The sequence below is a fragment of the Paenibacillus sp. 32O-W genome (assembly GCF_007679495.1).
In the GTDB taxonomy this organism is placed as follows: Bacteria; Bacillota; Bacilli; order Paenibacillales; family NBRC-103111; genus Paenibacillus_L; species Paenibacillus_L residui.
Genome location: NZ_VEGP01000008.1, coordinates 64,469 through 89,826 on the forward strand (window position 1 = coordinate 64,469; position 25,358 = coordinate 89,826).

Consider the following 25,358-nt stretch of genomic DNA (forward strand, 5'->3'; position numbering starts at 1 on the left):
CCTATCAAAAAACAGGTCTAAAAGACTATGTACAAAGATATCAACTCCCATTTTACTCTATTTTTGTCCGATTTCCAATCCATATATCCTAAAATCTGAAAAAAACTTAACCGGAGTACATGGAGATTGAGACTATTGCCTTAATAAGTATAGAAGCGGGTCTTATCAGGGACATTACGGTCATATTCGGTTTTAATTTCGCTGCGATAAGACCGTTCCACCTTTTTAACATACGGCAGCCCCTGGATATTACGCATCGTATCCTCCAGCTGCTCCTTATGAACATACATCACAACGTAGTGTAGCTTTTTGGACATATAGTACACCGTGCCGTATCTCTCCAAATTTCTGGCTGGCTTTAAATCCGATACCCAAACAATCAGACCGGCTCTTTCGGTAAACATGGTCATTCCTTCTTTCTTTATCATATATATCCACTAAGTTTTCGTTTGGTGCCCCATAGGAACAAAAGAGCTTCGATGAAATCCAATTATATGCCCAAGATCTCTGCAGCGCCCTGAATGGTGTTGTATTAGCTAGCGGGATTTCTTTAGAAATGATATTGATACAACAAAAAGGCGGACGCGATGCGTCCGCCTCTACGGTTAGCCGAAAACAGTCAACTGCTTCAGCCGCAATTTCCGCTGCACGAACCGCCTGATCCACAGCCTCCCGAACCACAGCCGCTTACCGGCAGCGGATTGTTGCTGGGAACCTTGATCGTCTCCGAAACCGAATAAGCAATCGTTTCCGATATGGAGAGCAGCAGTTGGTCAAGCTTAGCTTCCGCATCCTTGAAGGCGCGTATCGCTTCATTCTTATCCATCTGCTCCTGCGCTGCCTGAACTTCCTCCAAAGCCGCATGGTAGTCCGGGTGGAAATGACCGAAGCGTTCACATTCCTCGAACTTGCGCTTCTTCTCTTTAAACTGCCGAATTAACTGCTGCGCTTCGCTATCCTCCGCCAGGCGTTCTTTCCAATATAAATAGCCCGCCATATCTTCAGAGGCGTTAATCCAATCACCCAGTTCATAGGCTTGTATCAACAAGGCCGACATGTCCAAGGCTTCGGCTTCCAGAATGCTCATTTGACCATGTCACTCCTTTTTTTTAACGTCTTCAACTTCCATCATACCACGAACCGGGGGAAGACCGTTACAAAAAAGTTGCACTTTCCATTTTCTATGAAGAAGAGCCTTTAGAAATTTCCGGAAGAATAATTTGAATCTGCTCCCATTCTTGCGGATCTACTACGCATGCCGACGTCTGAGTTCTGCCCGCTACCCGCCACTTCCCCTCACTATCCAGAATACGTATGGGAACCAGCAGGACCTCTTCCGAAGACGAAGCCAAACGCAAAGCGGCTTTCCATTCCAATGCCCTGGAAATCATCTCCTTGCGGGTGGACAAGTGATAGGAATGACATTCCCGGAACCATTTCAGCGGAACCTCTCTCCAGCCTGGGTATAATTCATCTGCTGAAGGAATAGAACAATCTATCGGCCACCGGTCCCATGCGTAATCCGAAAGAATCAGCCCGGGCCCATTGACTGTCAGGAAGGAGAAGTAAGCCGCGCCCTCATTCCTCACACCGCCGTCGGATTCATTGACATATTCGGGGGAGACTGCAGAATGGGCCCCCGTTCCCTCCGATTCCTTATTTTCCATCTCTGTCCGAGCTTCCCGGGCCGTCCATTGCATGATCATTTGAGCAACGTTATCCGGTAATCCGTACAGGGATTCATCGCGAAGACAGCCCATGCATTGCTCCAAATCGTAACCCTCGGCCAAAGCCTTATTCATGCTTTCTTTGCTAAGGCGGTATACTGCCACCTGATCCGATTGCTGCCTTTCGCACATAGCCTCCAGCATCCAACGGGTGCGAAACGGCACCCCGGGAGGAACAACGATTTCGAAATCGGGTTGGACATAGCATTTGTCCGCTTCTGCTTTCCCGTTAGGACAAGCGGCTTCCAGATCCGGCGTGAAGGTCCAGCGAAAGCAGGTCTCCTCCGCATCTGTCCCGCATTCCGCCAAATCCACCAGCCCGAGTTCAGCAAGGGGCTTTAACCAGAGGGCCAGGACGGACTCTGCATGGAATTCCTGCTTTCTCTCCTCTTCACTTAGCGGACGGCAATCCCTTAGAACATCCAATATATCTCCTAATCTTCCCTGCCGATTCACCGGAATCCGCTCTATCAGCCAGATTACCTGATGCTGCCAAGAAGGGACATAAGGGAAACTGATGCGAACCCAGTATGCGTACAGTATGCGCCTCATACTTTCTGTGGAAAGCTTGAGCCAATCTGCCGCACGCTCCCGACACAGCTTTAGCTCCCCATCCTTCATAACGGCCAGCCCCAGACGCAATGAGGCATCCAGCACCAACACGAGACTCTCATTATATATATCACAATGGACATAAGGATAAGATAAGGGCCTCAGAGCGGCCGCATCAACCGTCAACAGCGAGTCTATCTTCTGCAGATGCCGCTTTGGAACAGTTCCCTTTTTGGTCAGGTGGATCTCGTTGGATGCCAAATACCGCAAAAAATAAAACAGGTCAAAGAGCAAACCGCGGCCGTAAGACGTCTCTGCAAGAGGAGCGCCGAAAGTATCCGAAGATAAAGGGACGGCACCCGGCCGGGCGATCTTCCGATGCCATAGTCTCGCCAATTCCCAAGGCAGGGCATAGATGTATTCCCCCCAAGCTTTGCGGAAGGCGAAGACCATCTGCTTCTCCTTAAGTCCGGAGAGGCCCCTGCGAATCTCCGCCCCGGCAATACCGATTTCTTCAGCCGCTTGTTCCAGCTTGACGGGATCGAAGGGGTGAGCCCCGAACCGGTCCAGAATAACTTGTAGCGTATGCTTTTCCCATTGGGCCAAATCCTCTCCCCATACCCGCTTGTCTATACTTAACTCGCCCGGGATGGTCCGCTCCGTTAAAGACCATTCCTCCAGCCGGTCACCTTCCCGCCATCCGATTAACCGGCCCGCTTCCGGCGCCGAAAGCTTTGCAGCCAGGTCAGCTAAACCAAGCATTGTTACTCTACCTCCTGAAACTCATGCTCCGCGTTCGCAAGGGTGTACCGGTAGCCCTGTTCTATAAGAAACAACTGCCGATTCAAGGCAAATTCCTGCTCCTTGGTCCCCCCGCTGACGAGGGAATAAAAATAGGAGCGGTTACTCCCCCGCTTGGGGCGTAAAATTCTGCCCAGCCTCTGGGCTTCCTCCTGTCGCGAGCCAAAGCTGCCCGAAACCTGAATAGCTACCGAAGCATCCGGGAGATCCACAGCAAAATTGGCCACCTTGGACACGATCAGAACAGGGATGGCCCCCTCCCGAAATTGCTGATACAGAATCTCACGTTCCTCATGCGGCATCGTTCCGCTAATCAACGGAGCCTGTAAATGGGCGGCAAACTTCCGAAGCTGGTCCAAGTATTGTCCGATAACGAGCGTCGGTTCCCCCTTATGCTGCTCCAACAGCTTCATCACAACATCGATTTTCCGGGGATTTTCAGCCGCTATTCTCATCTTCGCCCGTGATGCGGCCTCGTCATATTGTTTTCTTGTCTCCTCGGGAAGCTCGACAAGCAGTTCTTTGCATTCCACCTGAGCTATCCATCCCTGCTCCTCCAGCTGTTTCCACGGCATGTCATATCGCTTGGGTCCGATCAAGGAATAGACCTCCTTCTCACAGCCGTCCTCCCGCACCAGAGTAGCCGTCAGGCCTAACCGCCGGGTGGCTTGAATATCGGCGGTTACGCGGAAGATCGGGGCAGGAAGAAGATGCACCTCATCATAAATAATGAGTCCCCAATCCCGCTCGTTAAACAGCTTCATATGCCTGAATTCATCCTCTTTGCTCCGGCGATGCGTAAGAATTTGGTAGGTTGCTATCGTTACAGGCTTTACTTCCTTGGTAGAACCGTCATACTCCCCGATCATCGATTCGGACAAGGTGGTTTTGTCCAGTATTTCCCTCTTCCACTGCTTGACGGAGCTGACATTGGGCGTAAGGATAAGGGTTGCGCACTGCAGCTTGCATATCGAAGCTATTCCGATCACCGTCTTACCCGCTCCGCACGGGAGAATCAGAACGCCGCTTCCCCCATGCGCGCTTCCTTCGCGGTAGAAGGCTTCGACGGCTTCGATCTGATAATCTCTTAATTGGAAGCTTCGGCCGTCCTCCAAGGTGTCTCTCCAGTCCAGAACAAGAGCTTCCCCCTGATGAAATCCTGCACGGTCCTCTATCGGGTACCCAAGGCGAATAAGCTCCTGCTTGAGCTTTCCCCGGGCCGCTGCGTGTACTTCAACGGATTGCGGCCCTGTACGATTACCGAAGAAGTGCGATAGCGAACGATAGCTAATCAGCTCGTTTAATAAGGCAGGACTTTTGGATACAAGCATCAAACCGCCCTCTGTGCCTTCCAGCTGAAGCAATCCGAATTTATCGGTGATTTCCAGCATGTGATTGCGAACGGAGGACGGAATGCCAAATTTGCTGTAGGTTGTCAGAAAATCAATCATTTCCCCGGGGCGCCATCCGCAAGCCAGGGCATTCCACAGAGACAACGGAGTCATCTTGTAAGTATGGATATGGGGAGGGCTCTTGATCAGCTCGGCAAAGCGGCTCAAGCGATTTCGTACGGACTCGAACTCGGGATGCTCCGTTTCGAGCAGAATGGTAAAATCGTTCAATATAAATAAGGGCGGCTGAAGGCCATTATTCATAACGGCGGGCTCTCCTTCCATTATGTATGTACTATTAAGTATGAAGGAATGCCCCGTAATTTAAACATTCCGATAAATCGGGGCGCCCGGAAGCATAGAAAAAACCACGACAGCAACGGCTGATTAAAGGCCCCACAAGCCTTGTCAAACCGTATGCTTCGTGGCATGTTGATTACTTGACCGCGTTCGTCTTGTCGCTTTCGGATATTTCGCTCAGCGCTTCTCCCGCTTCGCTTTCAAATATGTGGCGCACGGCCATATCCCCGATCGAAACTACTCCGATTAACTCCCCGTTCTCGACAACGGGCAGACGGCGGATTTGCCCTCTGGCCATTATTTTGGCCGCTTCATCAACCGATGTTTCCGGCTCCACAGTCTTTATGTCACGGCTCATCAGCTGCTCTGCCGTAGCCGTGCCTTCCTTCTTCTCCGCCATTCCGCGAATGACCAGGTCACGGTCCGTCACAACGCCAAGCAGCTTCTTCCCCTCAACGACAGGCATGAACCCGGTGTCGTGCCGCTTCATTTTTAAAGCAATGTCATGAGCCGAATCCGTAGGCTTAACCGTTTCAATCTCGTCCGTCATGATATCTTTGATCTTTCTCACCAGACATTACCTCCAGAGCGAAGTTTTATGATGGGGGGACCCTTCATAGCTTTCTCTCGCCAAGGAGGATTCATCCTTGCAATTTGTGACAGGCTCCGGCCTATTTACGGGAGTGTTCTTCCAGGAAATCAATACTGAGACCGATCAGAAGTCGGGCGGCCTGCTTCATCGACAGCTCCTCTATGTCAAAAAGAGGATGATGGTGGGGAATCGGCGCGGCTTGTTCCGGGGCTCCTGCCCCGACAAAAACAAAGCATCCGGGAACCCTCTCCAAATAATAGGAAAAATCTTCTCCGGCCATAATCTGTGGACAAGTGCGAATCCGTTCCGGGCCGTACAGTTCCTTCCCAACACGGAAAAACCTCTCGGTTTCTGCTGCATCGTTCACTACAGCCGGATAGCCCTCCTTATACTCCCAGTGGAATTTAGCCCCATGCATGGCGCATGTTTGTTCGGTAATATCGGCTATCCGCCGCCGGATCTGCTCTCTTGTCGCGGGGTCGAAGGTTCGTACCGTGCCATGCAGAATACACTGATCGGCAATGACATTGAAGCCGCTTCCCGCCTGGAACGAACCGATGGAGACTACTGCGGGAACCGTCGGGTCAATATTCCGGCTCACCACCGTTTGCAGGTTGACGACCAGATGGGAACCTACGACGATACTGTCCACGGTTTCGTGGGGAAGTCCTCCGTGGCCGCCTCTCCCTGAAATTTCGATTGCGATTTCATCGGCGTTGGCCATCATCGGTCCGGCTTTGCAATAGGCATATCCAACGGGAAACGGCGACCACAGATGAACCCCGTAAATCACATCGACGTCCTCAAGCACCCTATCGGAAATCATAGGCAAGGCGCCACCCGGACTGATCTCCTCCGCCGGTTGGAAGATAAACCGGATGTTTCCCTTAAGGCTATCCCGGATTTCGCTTAATATCGTTGCGACCCCAAGCAGTTGGGCCGTATGAGCGTCATGACCGCAAGCGTGCATGACTCCCGGTACCTGCGAGGCATAATCAACCTTCTTCTCATCCTGGATAGGCAGAGCATCCATGTCGGCTCTCAGAGCAACGGTAGGCCCCGGACGGCCTCCCCGCAGCAAGGCGGTCACTCCATAGCCGCCGACATTTCGTCTGACCTCCAGGCCCAAGCCCTCCAGCCGGCCTGCCACAAATTCGGAAGTTTCCTTCTCCTGATATGACAATTCCGGATGCTGGTGTAAATGTCTTCTCCAGCGCACCATCTCCGGATAGATTCTCTCCAGTCTCTGCTCTACGTCCATCCTTCTCGCCTCCGTCAACAACTTCTTGCCTATATTTTATCAAACCATAATGTGCTTTCCTATCCATGGAACCGAATTAACCGTCATACCTGCCACAAAATAGCCACATTTAGCAAGATTTCGGACCGGGCTTTAGGGTTGCACAAGTTTGGGAAACATACTATCATGAAAATGATATACCTATACTGACTGGATGCCAAATAGATCGGAGGATATTACATGATAATCGAAAATACAGGCTTAAATGGAATGAAGAGCGATCTTGCTTATCTGGACAAGGTAACGTCTGAGGTTGGTTTTGTCCGTTGGCAATGGGAATATTATCGGGCAACTTACGATTACAAAATAGAAGACGCCAAATCGGGAGAGACCTACTTTCTGAGAATAAATACCCGTGTAGAAATCGGAAAGCTGGAGCGTCCGGACACCATTCTTAATATTGAACAAGTCTACATAGGCAGGGCTACCTTCCCGCACGGACTGGAATACACTTCTCCTATTCCGCAAGCCGTTCTGGACCTGGCTAAGCGCAAGCTTACGGAACTTAAGGCCAAGCTTGAACAATAAGAAGGCGAATCTATGAATCCCCCTCGAAGAGGAACGCCCGATTTCCTGCTGTTGTTTCTGACTTTCGCCCTGGCGGGTTTCGGTCTGCTAATGGTCTACAGTTCCAGCTCCGCAATTGCTTTGTCGGATGAGATCTATGGAGGAGATTCATTCTATTTTGCCAAACGCCAAGCCATCGCCATGATCCTTGGGTTGTTCGCTATGATTTTCGTAATGAATGTGCATTACAAGCTTCTTCGCAAGTGGACGCCGGTCATCTTTCTAATTACCCTTGTTCTGCTTGCGCTTGTGCCGTTCATCGGGAGTGGTCCCTTAGGCGTTCGAAGTTGGTTCAGGCTGGGGCCGTTCAACCTGCAGCCGACCGAATTTGCCAAGCTGTCCATCGTTCTATATTTGGCCAGCCTGATAACGAAGAAAGGGGATAAGTTCCAAGATTTCAAGAAGGGCCTGCTGCCCGCCCTGATTATTATCGGGCTCGTCGGCTTCATGATCATGCAGCAGCCGGATATGGGCTCATGTGCCATTCTTGTGCTTGGAGCAATGACCGTCGTTATTGCCGGGGGCGCCAATCTTAAGCATCTGGGGATTATAAGCGGAATCGGTGTTGGAATTGCCGGACTGGCCCTTGGGATCATGGCATTGGCCGGACACGGATTTGACAGCTACCGGTTCAACCGGTTTCGGGTATTTATGGATCCGTGGTCCGACCCGTTGGACACGGGCTTTCAAATTATCCAATCCCTGTACGCCTTCGGACACGGTGGATTTACCGGGGCGGGCTTCGGACAGAGTATTCAGAAGCTTCATTACCTGCCCGAGGCGCATAATGACTTTATTTTTGCGATCATCGGTGAGGAGCTTGGTTTTCTCGGAACCTCCCTGTTTCTGCTGGTCTACGTCTTATTTATCTGGCGGGGGATTATCATCTCGCTGCGCTGCCCGGATACGTTCGGAATGCTGGTCGGTATCGGGATTATGAGCACCATTGGCATTCAAGCTCTTGTTAATATCGGGGGCGTAACGAACAGCATACCGATGACGGGGATAACGCTGCCCTTCATCAGCTACGGAGGATCATCCATATTGGCTACTTTGATCGGAATGGGAATTGTCCTCGGGATATCCAGATATACCAATAATCAGACAGCAAATAAGTAGCCTCCTAGATAATCTATGGTAACAATATATAGAAGGTACGATCGTTACGGCTAAATTAGCTGACGAAAAACACGCGGAGAATTCGACTTCTCCGCGTGTTTTGCTGCCCAGTTATTGGGCTCTCTTCTATCGTGATTACGGCCATGCGATTGAGCCACCTCTGCCATGTTTTGAGCCAGCTGCTGTATACACACATCTTTTCGGAGAAAAGTCGCCACGTACCTGATTCTAGAGCAATAGTGCACGTCTTTTTGGAGAAAAGTCACCACGTACCTGATTCTAGAGCGATAGTGCACGTCTTTGGAGCGATTTTAGCGAAATAGCCCCATTTTGTGAATAAGACCTGCACATTTGATCGTCTTTCGCCTTCTTTTTGGGAAAGGGCACGATTTTAATGTATTTTTGCTCGTCTTTGCGATGTCTTCACCGATGTCCCAACGGATTCCGTAAATCCGGATGATCTCTGGCAGCGTGAGATTGGTGCATAAAATGGCGAAGCCGGTTTTCGCTCTGCGAAAGTGGATTACTTAGTTCTCGCTCGATTAATTTGCGTCTAAAACCTTTCTCTAATTGCTGCCAGACATTACTTGCGAGGAGCCCTGTAAATCCCCCACAAGCCTCGAACTTATAGAACGTTACTATTCAAGGATAAACGGCTATCGCCGTCCTTAGGAGGGACGCGTTTACCGATGAAATATAAAAAAGCTCCTAACGGAGCCTCTTCGAAGAAGAATAACCCGGTATTAGAGGAAGCTTTTTATGCCAATTAGAAAGTTGTTCCATTTTAATGCTTTAATGAACTTAAACTTTCTAATGTGGTCAAAAAGGGACAGCTTGCGCCGCCCCTGACTTATACGCTATGTAACATTACCGGCTTACTTCACCCGGTTCGGTTCCTCGCTCTCTTCTTCCTTCTCTCTGAAAGCGACCCCTTCTACCTTAACATTCACTTCCACTACATGCAGCCCGGTCATGTTCTCAACCGAGTCACGCACATTCTGCTGCAGCTCGCGGCAGACTACCTGAATTTGGGAGCCGTAATGAACGATAACCCTTAAGTCGATGGCCGCTTCCAATTCCCCTACTTCTACGGAAACTCCTCTTTGCAGGTTTTTACCGCTCAGTCTCTTGGCCCATCCTTCCGAAATACCGCCGGACATACCCGCGATTCCGGGAGTATCCAGAGCAGCCAACCCCGCAATTGTAGCTACGACATCATTAGAAATACGAATGTTACCTGTACGGTCCAGTTCAGTCATACCGCTCACTCCTTGCCTTTTTATTCATTATAATGATTTCACCATTCCCCCGTCAACGAAGAACGAGGAACCCGTCATATAACTGTTTCGCGGGGATAACAGGAAGGCGGCCAAATCGGCCAATTCTTCAGGACGCCCGTATCGGCCCAGCGGAATATCCCGAACCATTTCCTCCTGAATTTCTTCGATGGACCTTTGCTCGCGGGCCGCTCTCGCACCATCAAGCTCCGTTAACCGATCCGTCGCTATCCTTCCGGGACAAACCGTATTCAGCAGGATCCCGTCTGCCGCCAGTTCGATGGACAAAGTCTTCATCAAACCGGCCACTCCGGCGCGAAACGTATTGGAAAGCACCAAGCCGGGGATCGGAACCTTGACCGAGCTTGAGGCAATCGTAACGATTCTGCCCCCACGCTCTTTCATATGCGGGTAGAAGCCTCTAACTAATCTAACTACACTCATCAAATTCGTCTGAAAAGCCTTCTCCCAATCCTCATCCGTCATGGATAAGAAGCTTCCTCCGGGAGGACCTCCCGCATTACAGACAAGCGCGTCTATCGTGCCGCAGCAAGCGGCGGATTTCTCTATAAACCCGGCCACCGATTCCGGGTCGGCAACGTTGACCGCGAACCCGTGCGCTTCGATTCCGTAGCGGGAAGCAAGCTCCTCCGCCACGCCGGCAATCTTCTTCTCATCCCTGCTTCCTAGGATCACCTTGGCTCCTTCCTCGGCCAGCTTGGAGGCTACGGCTAGCCCAAGTCCCTTGCTGGAAGCCGTTATAACCGCTGTCTTGCCCTTCAATTGCAAATCCATTTCCCATCTCTCCTTATGTAACTATTGATACGGTCCCGGGGAACCTGCTCCTTTAAGATTTATAGCTATATTAGCTTCCGCCCCATTCTATTGGAATTAATCATAGGAAGCAATAAAAAATAACAGCTTGCTGTCACCTATTGCATCAGAATTCAATAATTTGGAATGCTAAGACAGAAGAGGTGATCTGATTTGAACAACCGCTTGATGTTTATTTGCCTGATTGCCACCTTTGTTATCAGCGGAATTACACATTATGCAGGGATGAACAACACAGTACAATTTATAGCCTCCTGCGTTGCTATATTGTTCGTTGCCGGATTTCTCGGCAAAGCTACCGAGAATGTGGCGCATTATGCCGGTGAGCGTATCGGAGGCTTTCTTAACGCTACTTTTGGCAATGCCGCAGAATTAATTATCTCCATCATTCTAATCAAAGAAGCGGCTAATGGCAATCCGCAATTATTCGATATGGTCAAGGCAAGCATAACCGGCTCTATTATCGGAAATATGCTGCTTGTCCTGGGTTTAAGCCTACTGCTGGGAGGTATCAAATACAAGACCCAGAGCTTCAATCCCGTCCTGGCCACTTATAATGCCTCGCTCATGCAGCTTTCGGTTGTCGCTCTGTTCATTCCCGCCATGTTCGCCTACTCGCTAAACGATCGCAAGACGGAGCAGCTCAGTCTGACGGTTGCAGCTATACTCATAGTTTGTTATTTGCTGTGGCTTTATTTCTCGATGGTGACCCATAAGGATCAAGTGACAGAAGTAAAAGGGGCGAACGGAAAAGCGGAATGGTCCAGAGGATTGTCTATTATATTCTTGATCGCAGCGACCGTCATGGTTGCCTTCGTCAGTGAATGGCTGGTCGGGACGCTGGAGGAGATTTCACATCGTTTTGGTCTATCGGAGCTATTTATTGGTGCGTTCGTCATTGCGATCATCGGCAATGCCGCAGAGCATTCCGCTGCCGTTATGCTGGCGCTGAAGAATAAAATCGGGGCTTCGGTGGAAATTGCTATTGGAAGCAGCCTGCAAATTGCTTTATTCGTAGCCCCGGTGCTTGTCTTCATCAGCTTTTTTATGGGGGAGCCGATGAATATCGTCTTTACCCTTCATGAGCTGCTTGCCATTGCAGTGGCCGTCATCATTGCCGTAGCGATTTCCAGAGACGGAAGCACCAGTTGGTACGAGGGTGTTCTGCTGATTGCCGTCTACCTGATTCTGGGGATTGCCTTCTTCCTGCTATAAAATACAGGCTTGAACCGTTCGAAGCAGCTTAAGCATTGGCGCAAAACTGTCCTTGATCCCCTTGCCGGATCAATCCAAAATAAAAGAGTAACCGCAGCAAACGAGTTACTCCTTAGCGTTCAAAGCTTCATACAGCTGAGCCAGATTCCGTTCCAGTTCGCTCAACAGCTGTTTACCCATCGCTTCGCTGACCAGACCGGCACGAATGGCGAAGTCGACCTCCCGGGAAAGCCCATACATTTGGGTATCCAGTACTTCTTCGTACAGAGGGCATTTACGGGTCGTTAAATTTTCCATTTGCACTTCAATTAATTTCTGTATCTTCAAGGCGTCTTCCTGGAGAAGCTGGAAGGCCCGCTGGTTTAAACTCAACATCATTTCGGATGAAGACATTAAACTTCCCCCTTGTAGTAGAATAACAACTTGCTAATTCCGTTGTTCTCATATATAGCGGCCCTGTTATTCTTCTGCAGATAGATGCGAAGAATCGATAAAGCTCCTAAGCACTATATTAGACGAAAACATAACAAGTTACAAGAGATTCAGCGCCTTCTTAAGTCATGCATCCCCGAACAAAATATTCCTTCCGCTCTACAGCCTGCCTGCCTATGAAAAAAAGTATTCCCCGGTTCAGGGAATACTTTTGGCACGGACGAACCTTATTCTTCGGCTATTTGAACCGCAAGGTTATGCTTTGCGAATACTTCCTGCATACTCTTCAAGGCTTCGTCCGCATCGGGACCATGTACATGAAGCGTATATTTTCCCGAAGAGGTCAGGGTAGTAAACAGACCTAATATACTTTTAACGTCGATGTATTTGTTCTCATATTGCAGAACGATGGAAGAGCGAAACTTGTTAGCCGTCTGGGAAATATCGACGACAGCGGCATTGCTCGAATTAGCCATTGCTATCCCTCCAAATATAGTATCATCATTGCTTTCATTGTAATGATACATTGGAAACAAGTAGGGTGCAAGGTTCTTTTTTACTCATTTAAAAACGTTTTCATCAGGCGGTCATTTCAGATTTTCCGGATTAAGCCCTTCGAGCTCCTTGATGACAAACCTTCCGTCCTTGCGAATAAGCACATCATCGAAATAAATTTCCCCTCCGCCGTATTCCGGCCGCTGGATAAGCACAATATCCCAATGGATGGAGGAACGATTTCCGTTATCCGCTTCCTTATAAGCCTGGCCCGGGGTAAAATGAAGGCTTCCCGCGATTTTCTCGTCAAACAGGGTATCCTTCATCGGATGAAGTATGTAGGGATTGAAGCCCAGGCTGAACTCGCCAATGTATCTGGCTCCCTCATCCGTATCCAATATATCGTTAATTTTGCGGGTATCGCTGCTTGTCGCCTCTACAATCCGGCCATTCTCGAAGACAAAACGGATATTCTCGAAGGTCGTTCCTTGATAAACCGACGGAGTGTTATAGCTGATAACACCGTTGACCGAATCATGGACCGGTGCTGTATACAGTTCTCCGTCAGGAATGTTGCGGTGCCCGGAGCACTTGACGGAAGGAATGCCCTTGATCGAGAAAGTCAGATCCGTACCGGGAGCAACGATCCTGACCTTGTCGGTCCGGTCCATGAGCTTCTGCAGCGGGTCCATCGCCCGGTCCATTTTCGAATAATCCAGATTGCAGACGTTGAAATAGAAATTTTCGAAGGCCTCGGTGCTCGTATTCGCCAACTGAGCCATGGATTCGTTGGGATAACGCAAGACGACCCAGCGCGTATGCTTCACCCGCTGCTCCAGATGAACCGGCTTCCGGTAGTACCGGTCATATAGCCTCATCTTATCATCGGGAACATCGGCCAGCTCGTTCACATTCTCTCCGGAGCGGATGGCGACATAGCACTGCATCTCCGACATACGTTTCAGATCCATCTGTCCCCACAGCTCCATCTGTTCCTGTGTGGCGGACATTAGTAGAGACCTGAGCACCCGTCTGTCATTCAGCTCCACGAACGGAAACCCTCCACTTTTGTAAACCTCTTCGATCAGGCAGTTTACAATCTCTCTTTCAGAGCCCTGCATATCGATCAGTACCTTGTCCCCGGGCTGCACCTGCATGGAATAGTTCACCAAATTGCGGGCCAGCGTCTGTAATCGTGGGTCTCTCATTCATCATTCCTCCTTAAGTTGCCGATTTATGAGCTATCCTCTTTTTAAGCCAGCCGCCAATAATCAGCAGGATTACAAAAATCCCTACCAATATAAGCAGTCTTCCCTTATTCTGCCGGAAATGCATGACATCGTGGCCTATATAGCTTTCCAGCAGGATCATCGGCAATTTGCCGACAATTGTCGCCGCCAGGAAATGGCTGGCCTTGACTCCCATCGCTCCCGCTCCGATATTGATCAAGGTGGAGGGTACGACAGGAAGAAGACGCCCGATGAAGATGTAAAAGTATCCGTTGCTTTCCAGCCGCTTGTTGAAGGCCGCTGCCGCCGGATACTTCTCCAGTCTGTCCAGAACCTTCTGCTGTCCTACGGACCGGGCGAACCAGAAGGTAAGCGCCGCTCCGACAATGGACATGACATAATTGATGACAAATCCCCACCATAATCCGAAAATAAGGACATTGGCGCCCGCGATCAGCACGAACGGGACAACGGGAATGACCGTTTGCAGCAGCACAGCGAGCATCCCGAATATAAACGCCCATGCCCCGAAGGAAAGGATATACTGCGACAACTGCTCTACGGTAATTTCCGGCAGCTTGCCCCTCCAATACGGATAGCTTAACAACAGGACGAGCGCCAGTATAATAACGGCGATAAGGGTATATTTGATCCAACCGGCAGGCTTCGTTGTTTTTTTCAATGGGGGAACTCCTCTCGCAGCTTCCTTATCATTGTATCATGTTAGATTACGGAGGAAAATCCATTCCGCCCGAATCCATTCGGCTTCTTCTACCCGTTTTCCTAAACAGGATCAAGACAAATTTAATCGGCCGCGCTCTCCAGCCGAACTTAAGCATCAGTCAAGAGGCGTGCTGAAAATATAATGCGACCGCACGGTCTCCTCCTGTCCGGCCCCTTGTGCCGAATAGTTTAGACGGGTCTTAACCTCCAACTCCTTGGCCCGTTGGCTCGGAAGATCAATCCAGATCCGGCAGTTGCCCTGGGCGGACAGCGATGATGATAATTGCTCCAGTCTGGCCTTCTCTTCCTGGATGCGTCCGGCAATTTCCTTATCCAATTGTGCCGCTTTCTCTACCCCTATCACCTGACGGTATTGAGCGGACCGGCCGGCCTGCTGTTCTATAATCTCGGCGAGACGCTTCTCCCATTGCTGACGAATCAATCGGGTCCATTGCTCGGCATCCGTCTCTACCACAAGAGCCGGCCCCCTTCCTGTCGCCATTTCCAAGCGCACGTTCTTGCGTGCTTTGCCCAGCCCGTCAATAAGGTCCACAGGGTCTAACGCGCGTCCTCCCCCCTGCGCGTTCACTGCAAGACGACCGCTGCCGTCGGCGGATTGAGAGAAGGTGCTTACGGCTACCGACATCCCCGCTATTTGGACCTCGGACCTTCCCTCATAGGCAAGCCCTGCGAGCCCCTCCATATTCGCCAGCACATTATCAAGCAGAGCCTCCGGCTCCGGGGTCGCCCAGTTGCTGCAGGACGCCAGCATCGCCGCCAGACACCATAAAATTAGAATATGCCCCATTCGTTTCATCAATGAAATGCGCAAGGAGATTCATGACCCGAACGAATTCTTTGTATCTACGTATAGACTGGCTTAACCAGCCTTCAGGCCATGCTTCCCGGCTCCCTCCTTTAGTTGTATTGATGACTTTAGGGTTCTCCCCTGCGAGTCAGTTTATGCCGTGCGTGGCATTCTCTGAGTTTATGAGATCGGAGCCGTCATATCCTGGTTTCTAGTCGATTGGACTCTTAATCTGAAACACTTAACAACAACACTTAATAATAGCACTTGACATAGAATTGCCAATTCCTATAGAATTAGAAGTTGAGTGGATGTTGTCCTCTCTTCGTACCGACAGATTCAAGTTATGAACACCCTCACTGGTTTTGTTGCTGACAGGACAGCGGCTGAACTTTTCGTGTCAGAGCGGCCGGCTTAAGCCCCGCGACAAACAAAGCCAGGCATAACGTCAATCTGTAGACCGGACGATCCAACAACTAGACTTTGATTTTTGATGAATAATTTAATTAACATTAAAGGAGCAATCTAATACATGGCACGTTACACAGGTCCTAAGTTTAAATTGAGCCGCCGTCTTGGCATCTCCCTTAGCGGCACAGGCAAGGAATTAAGCAAGCGTCCTTTTCCTCCGGGACAGCATGGTCCGGGAATGAGAAGAAAGATCAGCGGTTACGGAATGCAGCTTCAAGAGAAGCAGAAGCTTCGTCACATGTACGGACTGAGCGAGAAGCAATTCCGCAATCTGTTCGATAAAGCTACCAAGATGAAGGGGATTTCCGGTGAGAACTTCATGATCCTGCTGGAAAGCCGTCTGGATAACCTGGTTTATCGTCTTGGATTCGCCAATTCCCGTGCAGGCGCACGTCAATTGGTATCCCACGGCCACATCACAGTTGACGGCAAGAAAGTCGACATTCCTTCCTACATGGTGAGCGTAGGTCAAGTCATCGGCCTTCGTGAAAGAAGCCGCGGCCTCTCCTCCATCAAGGGAGCTCTCGAGAACCGCAACCATGTTCCTGCTTACCTCGAATTCAACGAGCAGGCTCTGGAAGGTAAATACATCCGTTTGCCTGAGCGTTCCGAGCTGTCCCAGGACGTTGACGAGAAGCAAATCGTCGAGTTCTACAGCCGTTAATCACTTGAATCCACAATCCCGGACACATGTCCGGGATTTTTATTTGAAATCGCGCCCGCTGCGTAAACTTGGACTCAAATATATGCTAAACCTGCACGGTTTTGGTTTTAACGGACCTCTGCTGGTAGCCGATTGATGGCGTACATCCAAAGATCATGCGATAACCAACACGGTTTGGTTTAACGGACCCTGGAGACCTTATTTGCTCCAGAAGGGCCTTTCTGTAAATTTTAACGGACTCGGATGACCTTATTCTAAGAAATGCTTGCGAAAGTATGAGAATTCCAAGCAATAAGCGCAACTGTGTCCGTCTAGTCTAAAAAAATCGCCTATTTAGACGAAATAGAGTCTCCCAGGTCCGTTACATTTTCGCTGTTAGACTTTCCACAAGTACAACATCCTGTTGTACATCTTTCCCATAATGAATCGACAGCCTCCTCGTGTCCGTAACATTTTCATGGATACTATACAAAGTATTAGACCTTACCGCCGACACCATCATCCTTTCCACAATTCAACGACTGCTGGATGTCGACCGGACTCGAATGTCCCCCTGCGGAATACCGCTGCCGATTACATTCTTCCCTCCCCTGCCTTCGGGATTTAGCCTCTAATCGACAATTTGTATCGGTCTCACTGCACTTTTCGTGCTTTTCTGCCACGATACGAACAATTATGATATAATAGTTATGTTTATTTTACATATGGGAACGGGGTTGTTGTGCTTTTATGCTTAAGCGATTGCAATCATTCTTCAGTCATAAGGTAGTCAGAAATATAGGCCGCTATACTTGGCTAACCTTCAAATGGACCTTCATCACCATTCTGGTTTGTGGCTTTCTGGCTGCGGGCGCCATTTTTGGCTACACATCCGCCCTTGTGAAGGACGATCCTGTCCGAAGCAAGGAAGAAATATTGGCCAAGATGGAAGAAAATGCGATGACTGGCTTTGTCTATTTTAACGATGATATGGAGCTGGGGCAGCTGCGGTCGGATGAAGATCGCAGAATGGCCACCTATGACGAAATCCCCAAGCTGGTCATGGAAGCATTAGTCGCTGTAGAGGATTCCAATTTTTACGAACATATGGGCTTCGATGTCAAGGGTGTCTTCCGCGCCGTCAAACAGAAAGTGTTTAACGAGCCTATCCAAACCGGAGGAAGCACTATTACCCAGCAGTTGGCCAGACGGGTGTTCCTCAGCATGGACCGCGAATTGAGCCGTAAGGTCAAGGAAATTTTGCTGTCCGTCCGAATCGAACGAATAATGACGAAGGAACAGATCATCACCGCCTATTTGAACAAAGTACCGTTCGGAACAGGGGCCAACGGGTATAACGTTCACGGCATCAAAGCGGCGGCTAAAGGAATTTTCGGCATCGATAATCTGAATGAACTGAATTTGGCTCAGTCCGCCTATTTGGCAGGCCTCCCTCAGCTCCCCAGCAGCTACTCCGCCTTCAAGGGGAACGGAGAATTTGACGAACCCGGCTTCAACCGGGCGGTCGAGCGTCAGCATTGGGTGCTGAAGCGGATGTTGGAAACGGAGAAAATTACCGAGGAGGAATATCAGGAGGCTCTGAGCTTCAACCTGCGGGACAGCTTGTCTGAGCCTCAGGAGAAAGCTTATACCACTTATCCTAACCTGATGATCGAGGTCGAGAAAAAAGCGACGGAAGCTCTCCTCTCTGTAAAGTATCCTGAAGTGCTGGAGAAGAAGGAGGAAAATAAAGAAGCGTATCAGGAAGCGTATAAAGAAACCCAGCAGGAGCTGTTCCGCGGGGGATATAAAGTTTATACGACGATCGACAAGACGTTATATGATGCCATGCAGGCGATTGCCAATGAACCGTCTCACTTCCTGCCCGATCATCCGGAGGCCGGAGTGGAGCAAATCGGCGCCATTATGATCAATAATGAGGACGGAGCGATTCTCGGTATGATCGAAGGCCGGTCAGGCTCCTTCAACCATGCTACGCAAGCTTACCGGCAGCCGGGATCGACGATGAAGCCGATCGCCGCTTACCTGCCCGCATTGGAGAAGGGAGCCATTCAGCCGGGCGGTATCATAGATGACTCTCCCATCGTTCTGAAGAACGGAAACAGCGGGTGGCATATTCCGGAGAACTGGAACCACCGCTTCCAAGGCTTGATTACGGCCAGAGAAGCATTGAATCAATCTTATAACATCCCGGCTATCAAGCTGTTCCTGAATGAAGTGGGAATTGAGGAAGCGTGGAATTTCGCCAGACAGCTCGGCATCACCTCCATTACGGAGGAGGATAACTACTCTCAGACCGGAGTCATCGGCGGTATGTACAAAGGAGTATCCGTAGAGGAAATGACGAACGCCTATACGGCTATTCCCAACAAAGGCGCCTTCAATGACGCCTACATGATTCGCAAGATTGAAAGTGCCGACGGCAAAATCATCTACGAGCACAAGCATGAACCGACGCAGGTATTCTCGGAGCAGACCGCTTATTTAATGACCGACATGCTGCGTACCGTCATCACTTCCGGAACCGGGAAGAACATCAAAACGTATCTTAAAAACTACGGGAAATTCCCGATTTCCGGTAAAACCGGTTCGACGAATGAGGATGGAGATGCCTGGTTTGTCGGATATTCTCCCGATATAACCGTCGGAGTCTGGGCCGGATACAGCGAGCCCAAATATAAGCTCAGCAGCAAGAACGGAAGCACGATGCATGCCATGAAAGTATGGTCTCTTGTCATGGATGCTGCTTACGAGAAGAAGCCCGAGCTGTTCAAAACCGACAAATTCGAGCGGCCCGATGACATAGTGGAGATGACGGTCTCCAATCTGTCCGGCAAGCTGCCAAGCGATTTGACGAGAAGCACCGGACATCTGGTTACCGATCTGTTCAATCGCAAGTATGTTCCTACGGAAGTGGACGATGTTCTGGTCAAAATGAAATATATTACGTATAACGGGGTGAACTATCTGCCCAACCCGGCTACGCCGGATGACATGCTGAAGGAACAAGTGGTTATCAAGCGGCCCGAATCGATCGCTTCGATCTTGAACCGGATCAAGGAAGTCAGCTCTTCCCTGCCGGCAAACAAGCGCAAGTCGCTTAGTGCCTACATTCCTAAAGATGCCGGTATGGACGCTCCGACCGAAACCGATCCGCGTGCAGGCGACGGCAAGGCACCTGAGCCTCCGACGAATCTGGTCTTTACGCGAAGCGGCGATACAAACACTCTATCCTTCGCTCCTAGTGCCAGCAGCGATGTCGTAGGCTACAGAATATACCGGACGGATGGGGTTAAATCGTTCGAACGGATGAACGGCAAGGTCGTTATCGCCGGCGAGGAAAATGTATTTAGCGGACTGCCCTATTCCTTCGGCAGCGGATATTACGTCACGGCAGTGGATGTCGAAGGAAAAGAGTCCGCTCCAAGCAGAATCGTGTTCAACGACAGCATCAATCCCGATCTGATTCTGCCCGGCGGCGATTCAGGCCAGAATAACAGCGAGGTCAAAGGAAATTCCAACGGAGGGGAAGAGCCTGGCCCCCCTTCCGGGGTTAAGGCCAAGATGAACGGAAAGGCGCTGCAAATTACCTGGAAAGGCAATAAAGCCAGCCAATATAATGTCTATTACAGCGAGAAGGAAGATGGGCCTTTCCAAAAGATAGGTTCGACGAAGGGCGATACGGAGTTTAACTATTACGCTTCCGAACTCGAAGGTTATTATCGGGTCACCGCTTCGAACGGCAGCAAAGAATCGTCTCCTTCCGCAGCGGTTCACTTCGAGTCTTAATCCATCATAGCCTGTCGGCACAGTCCGGCCAGCCTGCGCAAGACGCGCAAGACCGGCCCAAAGTAAAATCACGGCGTTTTCCCACCAGGGGAACGCCGTGATTTATTTATTGCCGCAATTATTGGCAAGCTTTATTACTTCGAGCGAATCTCCTGCCGCATGAATAAAGCATAGGCAATGCCAAAGCAAACCATCGTGGCCGCGATCAGGCCGGTCACCTGCGGCCATACCAGAAGCAGGCTCTGCCCCAGCGGCAGCGGGCTCGGAATGGCCCCTATTTGCTGTTCAGGAGTTAACAAACCGAGCGAACGGATCGAAGGAACCAGCATGGTCATTGTAGCTTCATCGAATAATTGACTTGGAGAAAGACGCATAAGAAGCTGCATAGATCGTGCATAGCTTAGAATATCGTCTATTCTCGCGCTTCCGGCCGGAGCCAAGGCCCGCCCCACAAGCTGGACAATCATATTAAAGAATACACTGAAGAAAATCCATACCGCGATGCTGCTGATGGCCGATGTTGCCGCCTGACGCAATCGGGTAGAGAATAAAATCGACAGATTCAGCCAGAAACCGACGTAAACAATCCCGATCAACATAAAGATAACGATGCGCCAGAACTCTTCCGGCGTCGGCGGAATGCCAAGAGCAAGCAGGCCTGTGCCGACCATGGTTAATCCCAGAGACATAAAGAGAATGGCAATCAAGGCAAAGCCGGCTGTAAATTTGGCAAGCAGCAAATCATCCCGGTATATCGGCTGCGAAATCATTCGTCCTAACGTGCCCTTGCTCCGCTCCGAGTTCACCGCATCGAAGCCCAGCCCGATGCCCAGAAGCGGTCCGAGGAAGCTGACGAATGTAATGAAATTGGGTAGGGTTCCGTTATGCTCGGTAAACAGCTTCAGGAACAAGAAGGACGCGTCTGCCTCCGAGCGGGCGATAGAGCGGACTTCATCCAGTGCGGCATATAAGGAGCCTATGCAGGTAAGGATCATTAGGGAAAGCAGGATGACCACCCGCCAGCTGCGAATGTGATCGCCAATTTCCTTATGCACTATGACCCAGAACGGATGCGCGGCTGAAGAATGCCCCTTGGAAGCTTGTTCTCCTTCAGGGAGGCCCCTCCCGCTTTCCACGGATGATGCCTCCGTACGGAGTTGCGGCCTTCTCCATTCAAGTGCCTTGGCGTGCAGCTTTTGCTTTAAGTCCTGCCAGCTTGGAACCTTCCCTGTCATTCGAATCACTCCCTTCGAAATAGCGGTGATAAATTTCGTCCAGCCCGTACTGCTTTTTGGTTAGACCGGTGAGAGCCGCTCCTTGCTCCACAAGGGTACGGGCCACTTGCGGACTGACATCCTGCGCACAACCGAGCCGAAGCCTCCGTTCTTCTCGCTCCACCCTCAGAACATGCTCAATGCCCCGCACGGCCTCCACCATATCGTCGGTCAATGCATCCGCTTCTACTTCAATTAGCAGCGGTTCACCCGCGAACAGCTCTCGGGACAAGCTCTCTACCGTTCCCTCAGCAATTAATCGCCCCTGTACGAACAAACCGACACGGTCACAAATTTGCTGCACTTGATGAAGATGATGCGAAGACAGCAGCACGGTCAATCCTTCATCACGGCTGAGCGTGCGGATTAAATCCAGAAATTCCCTGACACCCTCGGGGTCGATTCCCAAGGTCGGCTCATCCAATATAATGATCTCCGGCTGCTTGATCAGAACGTCCGCCAGCCCGAGCCTCTGCCTCATTCCTCGCGAGAAGGTTCCCGCCTTCTGCCGCTTGGCATGACTAAGGCCGACCCGTTCCAGAAGGCTATCCGCCCGGACGGCGGCTTCCGCGGCGGAAACTCTGTTCAGCCTGGCGGTATAAATTAAATTTTCCCTTGCGGAAAGATCATCATAGAACCCCACATCGTCCGGCAAATAGCCGACTCTCTTCTTGACCATCATCGGCTGCCGGGTTGAGTTGAAGCCGCATACCTTCACCGTGCCCGAGGTTGGCTCCGACAAACCGATCATCATCAATATCGTTGTCGATTTGCCCGCCCCGTTCGGGCCGAGAAGCCCAAATATTTCTCCTTTGTTAATGGACAGGTTCAACTGGTTAACCGCTGTTTTCTCACCGTATTTCTTCGTCAAATCCACCAGTTCGATAATGGCTTCACTCATCGGCTACCGCCTCCCGTAAGTGCGGAACAAATAATAAATCCCCGCAATAACCGCAGCGATAATCAGCACCCCTATCCATCCCCAGAGCACGGAGGCTTTAACGGCTACACGGAAACTCGCATCCGAGGATGCCTCCGGAGCGGTTACCTTCATGTTGGTGACATAGTCCCCGGCAACAGCTTTCTTGTCGGCCTTGAGCTCGGCCGTTACGGTAGTGGACTGCCCCGCCTCCAATTTCGTAATCGTCTTGGGCTCGAACGTCACTTCCCAATTCACCGGCGCTTGGGCGCTGAGCTGCAGATCCGTTAAATCCGCCGTCCCTTCGTTGGTTACCTTGAGCTCGAGCTTTCTGCTGCTGCCGGCCGTCACTTCAGTGCTTAACAACCCGCTTTCCGTACTCAAGCTCACTTTATAAGTGCCGGTAATGACGACTTCCATCTCGGATTTGGCCTCCGTATTGCCGTTAGCCGCCGAAATCGGAATTTTATAGCTTCCCTCCTGCACGTTGGCCGGCGGTTTTACTTCAACGGTTAAAGACTTGGACTCCCCGGGCTCGACCGTTACCGATGTCACGCTCTTGCCATCCGCGTTAAATTGCACATTCCACCCGCGCGGCGCTTGGGTAGTAAGAGCGTAATCCTGTTTCTCCGCTGTACGGTTTCTTAAAGTGTAACTGAAGCTGAACGAAGACTCGGCGTGCCCCTCCATATTAGGCTGCTCTGTAGTCAGCTCTGTCTGGTAGGTTCCCTGCTCGGACACGCGGACGGTCAACGGCAAGCTGGCGAGGCCATCCGCCGTCAGGACGAACTGATAGTCCCCTTTATCAATTTGCAGCGGAACATTCAGCTCCATATTGACCTGCTGGGAATCGTTAGGCTTCACCGAGATTTGCCCGATCTTCCAGCCTCCGGAGGTCAATCCGTATTCCCAGCCTGCGCCGTTATCCTCCAGACGCAGCGCGACATTCTGCACACTGCCGCTGTCATTGATGACATCGATGGTGTACTTGATCGTCGTTCCCGGAGTTACCGAAATATCCGTATAGGGAGTATACAGCGTCACCCCTCCCGCCGCCGACAGCTCTCCGGCACCGAAGCCCAGACAAACTACCGCCGCCATTAAGATAATGCTGACCCAACGCATCTTCCTCATACAACTATAAAGCATGAAATCTTCCCCCTTTATTCTTGTATCAATCTTCCTACGAATGAACTTCGCAATCGGATTTATGAAAAGAAGATAAAAATTTCATTAAAAGGAGCTTAAAATCCAATCAAGCTCTTCCCCTTCCGCGTCATTTTTGCTACATAAATAATTAAGGACGCTGTTTGGAAAGAAATGCCGTGCTTTTATTGAAAACGGTTACGATATGTCCTTCAGAACGATTAAACATGGCGACGGAAAGGTGATTAACGTGTCTTTGTCCAATGAAGAGGCTCATCTTCTGCTGAAGGAAATGAGTAAAGGTTCTATTGAGGCCTTTGAACTTTTCTATGAAAGCTACGTTCCGCTAATCTACCAGATCGCTCTGAAAATAACGGGAAACCGGATGGATGCGGAGGATGTATGTCAAGATTTGTTTCTGGAAATTGTGAACAAAGCGGAGCAATACGACCCCGAGCGAGGCAGTATGGAGGCATGGCTCGCCGTCAGGACCAAGAGCCGATGCCTGGATCGTATTCGCCGCAATCAGCGGGGAATCGCAGCGGAAAGCTCCTCTCCCTGGTTTCCGGCGGAGCGGTCGGCCGAGGAATACGTCATTCGCAAATGGCAGATGGAATCGCTTCATAAAGCTATAAGGCAGGTTCCTGAAGCTCAGAGGGCCGCTGTGATCGGAATGTACTTTCATGAACAAAGTCAAAAACAGCTTGCCGCTGCTATGCAGAAGCCTCACGGAACAGTCAAATCGCTGATTCGCTACGGTGTTGCCAGCCTGCGTAAGCAATTGACAAAAATGGGCTGGCTGGAGCCGCCGGGAGGTGTCGGGGATGGAAAATAAACGAGGGAAAAACTGTGTAGAAGAAGAGCTTATGGTAGATTTACTGCAAGGAAGGCAGGATGAGCAGACCGGACGGGAAGCCCTGCAGCATATTCATTCCTGCGAAAGCTGCCGCAAGCTGTATAACGAGTGGTTCTCCTTGCTGCAGCCTTCCGGAGCGAAACAGCCGCGTTCCATAACCAAGACGAGAATCAAGCGAAGATTGCGTTGGCACTGGTTTGTAGGCATGGTGCGCTCCAATCTCCTTCGCAAGAGATGGGGTGCGGGAATGTTGGCGGCGGTTGCGGTCATTCTGCTGTATATCGGCATCTTCCGGCCGCATTCGGACCCATGGCTGCAGAACCGGGATATGCCTGCCACTCTGCCTGAGCTGAAGCTTGTCTCCCATCCGGGAACTATTCTCTATTATGTGCCATTGGCCGCCCAAGACGCTGTGACCGGATATGTCTGGATCAACTCGGAGTCCGGAGAGATGTTCATCCAGGTGGAGGGCTTGCCTCCCCTGCCGGAGCACGACTACCAGGTGTGGATCGTCAAGGCGGACGATCGCCGTAACGGCGGCCTGCTCCAGTTGGCTAACGGAAGGGCCTCCTTATACTATACGGCGCGAACAAATCAGGTTCGTGAAGCCGAGGGGATCTGGATCAGCATTGAACCCAAGGGAGGAAGCCTCCAGCCGAGCGGTCCTGATCGTGTCCTGGTCAATCTTAGGGAGAACCGATCCTCCCCCCGCTAATCCGGTTTAATTGCGCGAGCTTAAAGGCGCCATTTTTCCAATTGCTTAATGGGTAGGAAACAACCGGGAAGGCTTTCCTTCCGGTCTAAGTACAAGCAAAGCACCCCATGGATCATTATCCGTGGGGTGCTTTTGTTTAAGCCGAAGCCAGCGTGCCTCGGT

General features: G+C 50.6%; 23 protein-coding genes. 7 read left to right on the forward strand and 16 right to left on the reverse strand.

The window, feature by feature from the left end:
* Nucleotides 1–140 precede the first annotated feature (140 nt).
* From FS806_RS05250 to FS806_RS05275, 6 genes are all read right to left on the reverse strand, one after another.
* Nucleotides 141–404: a YlbG family protein gene (locus FS806_RS05250; RefSeq protein WP_144933571.1), complete on the reverse strand. Its 264-nt coding sequence runs from the start codon at nucleotides 402–404 to the stop codon at nucleotides 141–143.
* Nucleotides 405–628: 224 nt separating this feature from the next.
* Nucleotides 629–1,087: a YlbF/YmcA family competence regulator gene (locus FS806_RS05255; RefSeq protein WP_144933572.1), complete on the reverse strand. Its 459-nt coding sequence runs from the start codon at nucleotides 1,085–1,087 to the stop codon at nucleotides 629–631.
* A gap of 94 nt (nucleotides 1,088–1,181) precedes the next feature.
* Entirely contained in the window at nucleotides 1,182–3,041 is a 1,860-nt protein-coding gene (locus tag FS806_RS05260; RefSeq protein ID WP_144933573.1) for a helicase-associated domain-containing protein, read from the reverse strand.
* A 2-nt stretch (nucleotides 3,042–3,043) separates the two neighbouring features.
* Nucleotides 3,044–4,735, reverse strand: coding sequence for a DNA repair helicase XPB (locus FS806_RS05265; protein WP_144933574.1), 1,692 nt, complete (start codon nucleotides 4,733–4,735; stop codon nucleotides 3,044–3,046).
* Between the two features lie 172 nt (nucleotides 4,736–4,907).
* Nucleotides 4,908–5,345, reverse strand: coding sequence for a CBS domain-containing protein (locus FS806_RS05270; RefSeq protein WP_144933575.1), 438 nt, complete (start codon nucleotides 5,343–5,345; stop codon nucleotides 4,908–4,910).
* Nucleotides 5,346–5,442: 97 nt separating this feature from the next.
* Nucleotides 5,443–6,624: a M20 family metallopeptidase gene (locus tag FS806_RS05275; protein WP_144933576.1), complete on the reverse strand. Its 1,182-nt coding sequence runs from the start codon at nucleotides 6,622–6,624 to the stop codon at nucleotides 5,443–5,445.
* Between the two features lie 219 nt (nucleotides 6,625–6,843).
* Here FS806_RS05275 and FS806_RS05280 point away from each other — a divergent pair, with 219 nt between their 5' ends.
* Both FS806_RS05280 and ftsW read left to right on the forward strand, forming a co-directional pair.
* Nucleotides 6,844–7,191, forward strand: a complete 348-nt coding sequence (locus FS806_RS05280; protein ID WP_144933577.1) for a YugN family protein — start codon at nucleotides 6,844–6,846, stop codon at nucleotides 7,189–7,191.
* 12 nt (nucleotides 7,192–7,203) lie between these two features.
* On the forward strand, nucleotides 7,204–8,349 hold the full coding sequence (gene ftsW, locus FS806_RS05285; protein ID WP_144933578.1) for a putative lipid II flippase FtsW: 1,146 nt from the start codon (nucleotides 7,204–7,206) through the stop codon (nucleotides 8,347–8,349).
* 875 nt (nucleotides 8,350–9,224) lie between these two features.
* Here ftsW and FS806_RS05290 read toward each other — a convergent pair.
* Complete coding sequence (locus FS806_RS05290; protein WP_144933579.1) at nucleotides 9,225–9,608, reverse strand: Asp23/Gls24 family envelope stress response protein; 384 nt, start codon at nucleotides 9,606–9,608, stop codon at nucleotides 9,225–9,227.
* A gap of 27 nt (nucleotides 9,609–9,635) precedes the next feature.
* On the reverse strand, nucleotides 9,636–10,421 hold the full coding sequence (locus tag FS806_RS05295) for an SDR family oxidoreductase (protein ID WP_144933580.1): 786 nt from the start codon (nucleotides 10,419–10,421) through the stop codon (nucleotides 9,636–9,638).
* A gap of 192 nt (nucleotides 10,422–10,613) precedes the next feature.
* Here FS806_RS05295 and cax point away from each other — a divergent pair, with 192 nt between their 5' ends.
* On the forward strand, nucleotides 10,614–11,675 hold the full coding sequence (gene cax, locus FS806_RS05300) for a calcium/proton exchanger (protein WP_370451750.1): 1,062 nt from the start codon (nucleotides 10,614–10,616) through the stop codon (nucleotides 11,673–11,675).
* Between the two features lie 105 nt (nucleotides 11,676–11,780).
* Here the strand turns inward: cax and FS806_RS05305 are convergent, their stop codons facing one another.
* The 5 genes from FS806_RS05305 to FS806_RS05325 form a co-directional block, all read right to left on the reverse strand.
* Nucleotides 11,781–12,068, reverse strand: coding sequence for an Fpa/YlaN family protein (locus tag FS806_RS05305; RefSeq protein ID WP_144933581.1), 288 nt, complete (start codon nucleotides 12,066–12,068; stop codon nucleotides 11,781–11,783).
* A gap of 266 nt (nucleotides 12,069–12,334) precedes the next feature.
* Nucleotides 12,335–12,583 (reverse strand): HPr family phosphocarrier protein, encoded by a 249-nt coding sequence (locus tag FS806_RS05310; RefSeq protein WP_144933582.1) that lies wholly within the window; start codon nucleotides 12,581–12,583, stop codon nucleotides 12,335–12,337.
* 111 nt (nucleotides 12,584–12,694) lie between these two features.
* Nucleotides 12,695–13,810: an aminopeptidase gene (locus FS806_RS05315; RefSeq protein ID WP_144933583.1), complete on the reverse strand. Its 1,116-nt coding sequence runs from the start codon at nucleotides 13,808–13,810 to the stop codon at nucleotides 12,695–12,697.
* 13 nt (nucleotides 13,811–13,823) lie between these two features.
* Entirely contained in the window at nucleotides 13,824–14,513 is a 690-nt protein-coding gene (locus FS806_RS05320) for a TVP38/TMEM64 family protein (protein ID WP_144933584.1), read from the reverse strand.
* Between the two features lie 156 nt (nucleotides 14,514–14,669).
* The gene (locus FS806_RS05325) at nucleotides 14,670–15,371 is read right to left on the reverse strand and encodes a hypothetical protein (RefSeq protein WP_222126588.1); all 702 of its coding nucleotides are present in this window, start codon (nucleotides 15,369–15,371) and stop codon (nucleotides 14,670–14,672) included.
* A gap of 523 nt (nucleotides 15,372–15,894) precedes the next feature.
* Here FS806_RS05325 and rpsD point away from each other — a divergent pair.
* The gene (gene rpsD / locus FS806_RS05330; RefSeq protein WP_144933586.1) at nucleotides 15,895–16,497 is read left to right on the forward strand and encodes a 30S ribosomal protein S4; all 603 of its coding nucleotides are present in this window, start codon (nucleotides 15,895–15,897) and stop codon (nucleotides 16,495–16,497) included.
* A gap of 729 nt (nucleotides 16,498–17,226) precedes the next feature.
* On the forward strand, nucleotides 17,227–20,286 hold the full coding sequence (locus tag FS806_RS05335; protein WP_144933587.1) for a penicillin-binding protein 1A: 3,060 nt from the start codon (nucleotides 17,227–17,229) through the stop codon (nucleotides 20,284–20,286).
* Nucleotides 20,287–20,420: 134 nt separating this feature from the next.
* On the opposite strand, the gene FS806_RS05340 is transcribed toward FS806_RS05335, so the two are convergent.
* The 3 genes from FS806_RS05340 to FS806_RS05350 are packed head-to-tail and all read right to left on the reverse strand — an operon-like array spanning nucleotide 20,421 to nucleotide 23,628.
* Complete coding sequence (locus FS806_RS05340) at nucleotides 20,421–21,521, reverse strand: ABC transporter permease (protein WP_144933588.1); 1,101 nt, start codon at nucleotides 21,519–21,521, stop codon at nucleotides 20,421–20,423.
* Nucleotides 21,460–22,461, reverse strand: a complete 1,002-nt coding sequence (locus tag FS806_RS05345) for an ABC transporter ATP-binding protein (RefSeq protein WP_144933589.1) — start codon at nucleotides 22,459–22,461, stop codon at nucleotides 21,460–21,462. The genes FS806_RS05340 and FS806_RS05345 overlap by 62 nt, the downstream gene beginning before the upstream one ends.
* A 3-nt stretch (nucleotides 22,462–22,464) precedes the next feature.
* Nucleotides 22,465–23,628, reverse strand: a complete 1,164-nt coding sequence (locus FS806_RS05350; protein WP_144933590.1) for a COG1470 family protein — start codon at nucleotides 23,626–23,628, stop codon at nucleotides 22,465–22,467.
* A gap of 202 nt (nucleotides 23,629–23,830) precedes the next feature.
* Here FS806_RS05350 and FS806_RS05355 point away from each other — a divergent pair, with 202 nt between their 5' ends.
* On the forward strand, nucleotides 23,831–24,460 hold the full coding sequence (locus tag FS806_RS05355) for an RNA polymerase sigma factor (RefSeq protein ID WP_144933591.1): 630 nt from the start codon (nucleotides 23,831–23,833) through the stop codon (nucleotides 24,458–24,460).
* Nucleotides 24,450–25,196, forward strand: coding sequence for an anti-sigma factor (locus FS806_RS05360; protein WP_144933592.1), 747 nt, complete (start codon nucleotides 24,450–24,452; stop codon nucleotides 25,194–25,196). The genes FS806_RS05355 and FS806_RS05360 overlap by 11 nt, the downstream gene beginning before the upstream one ends.
* Nucleotides 25,197–25,358 lie beyond the last annotated feature (162 nt).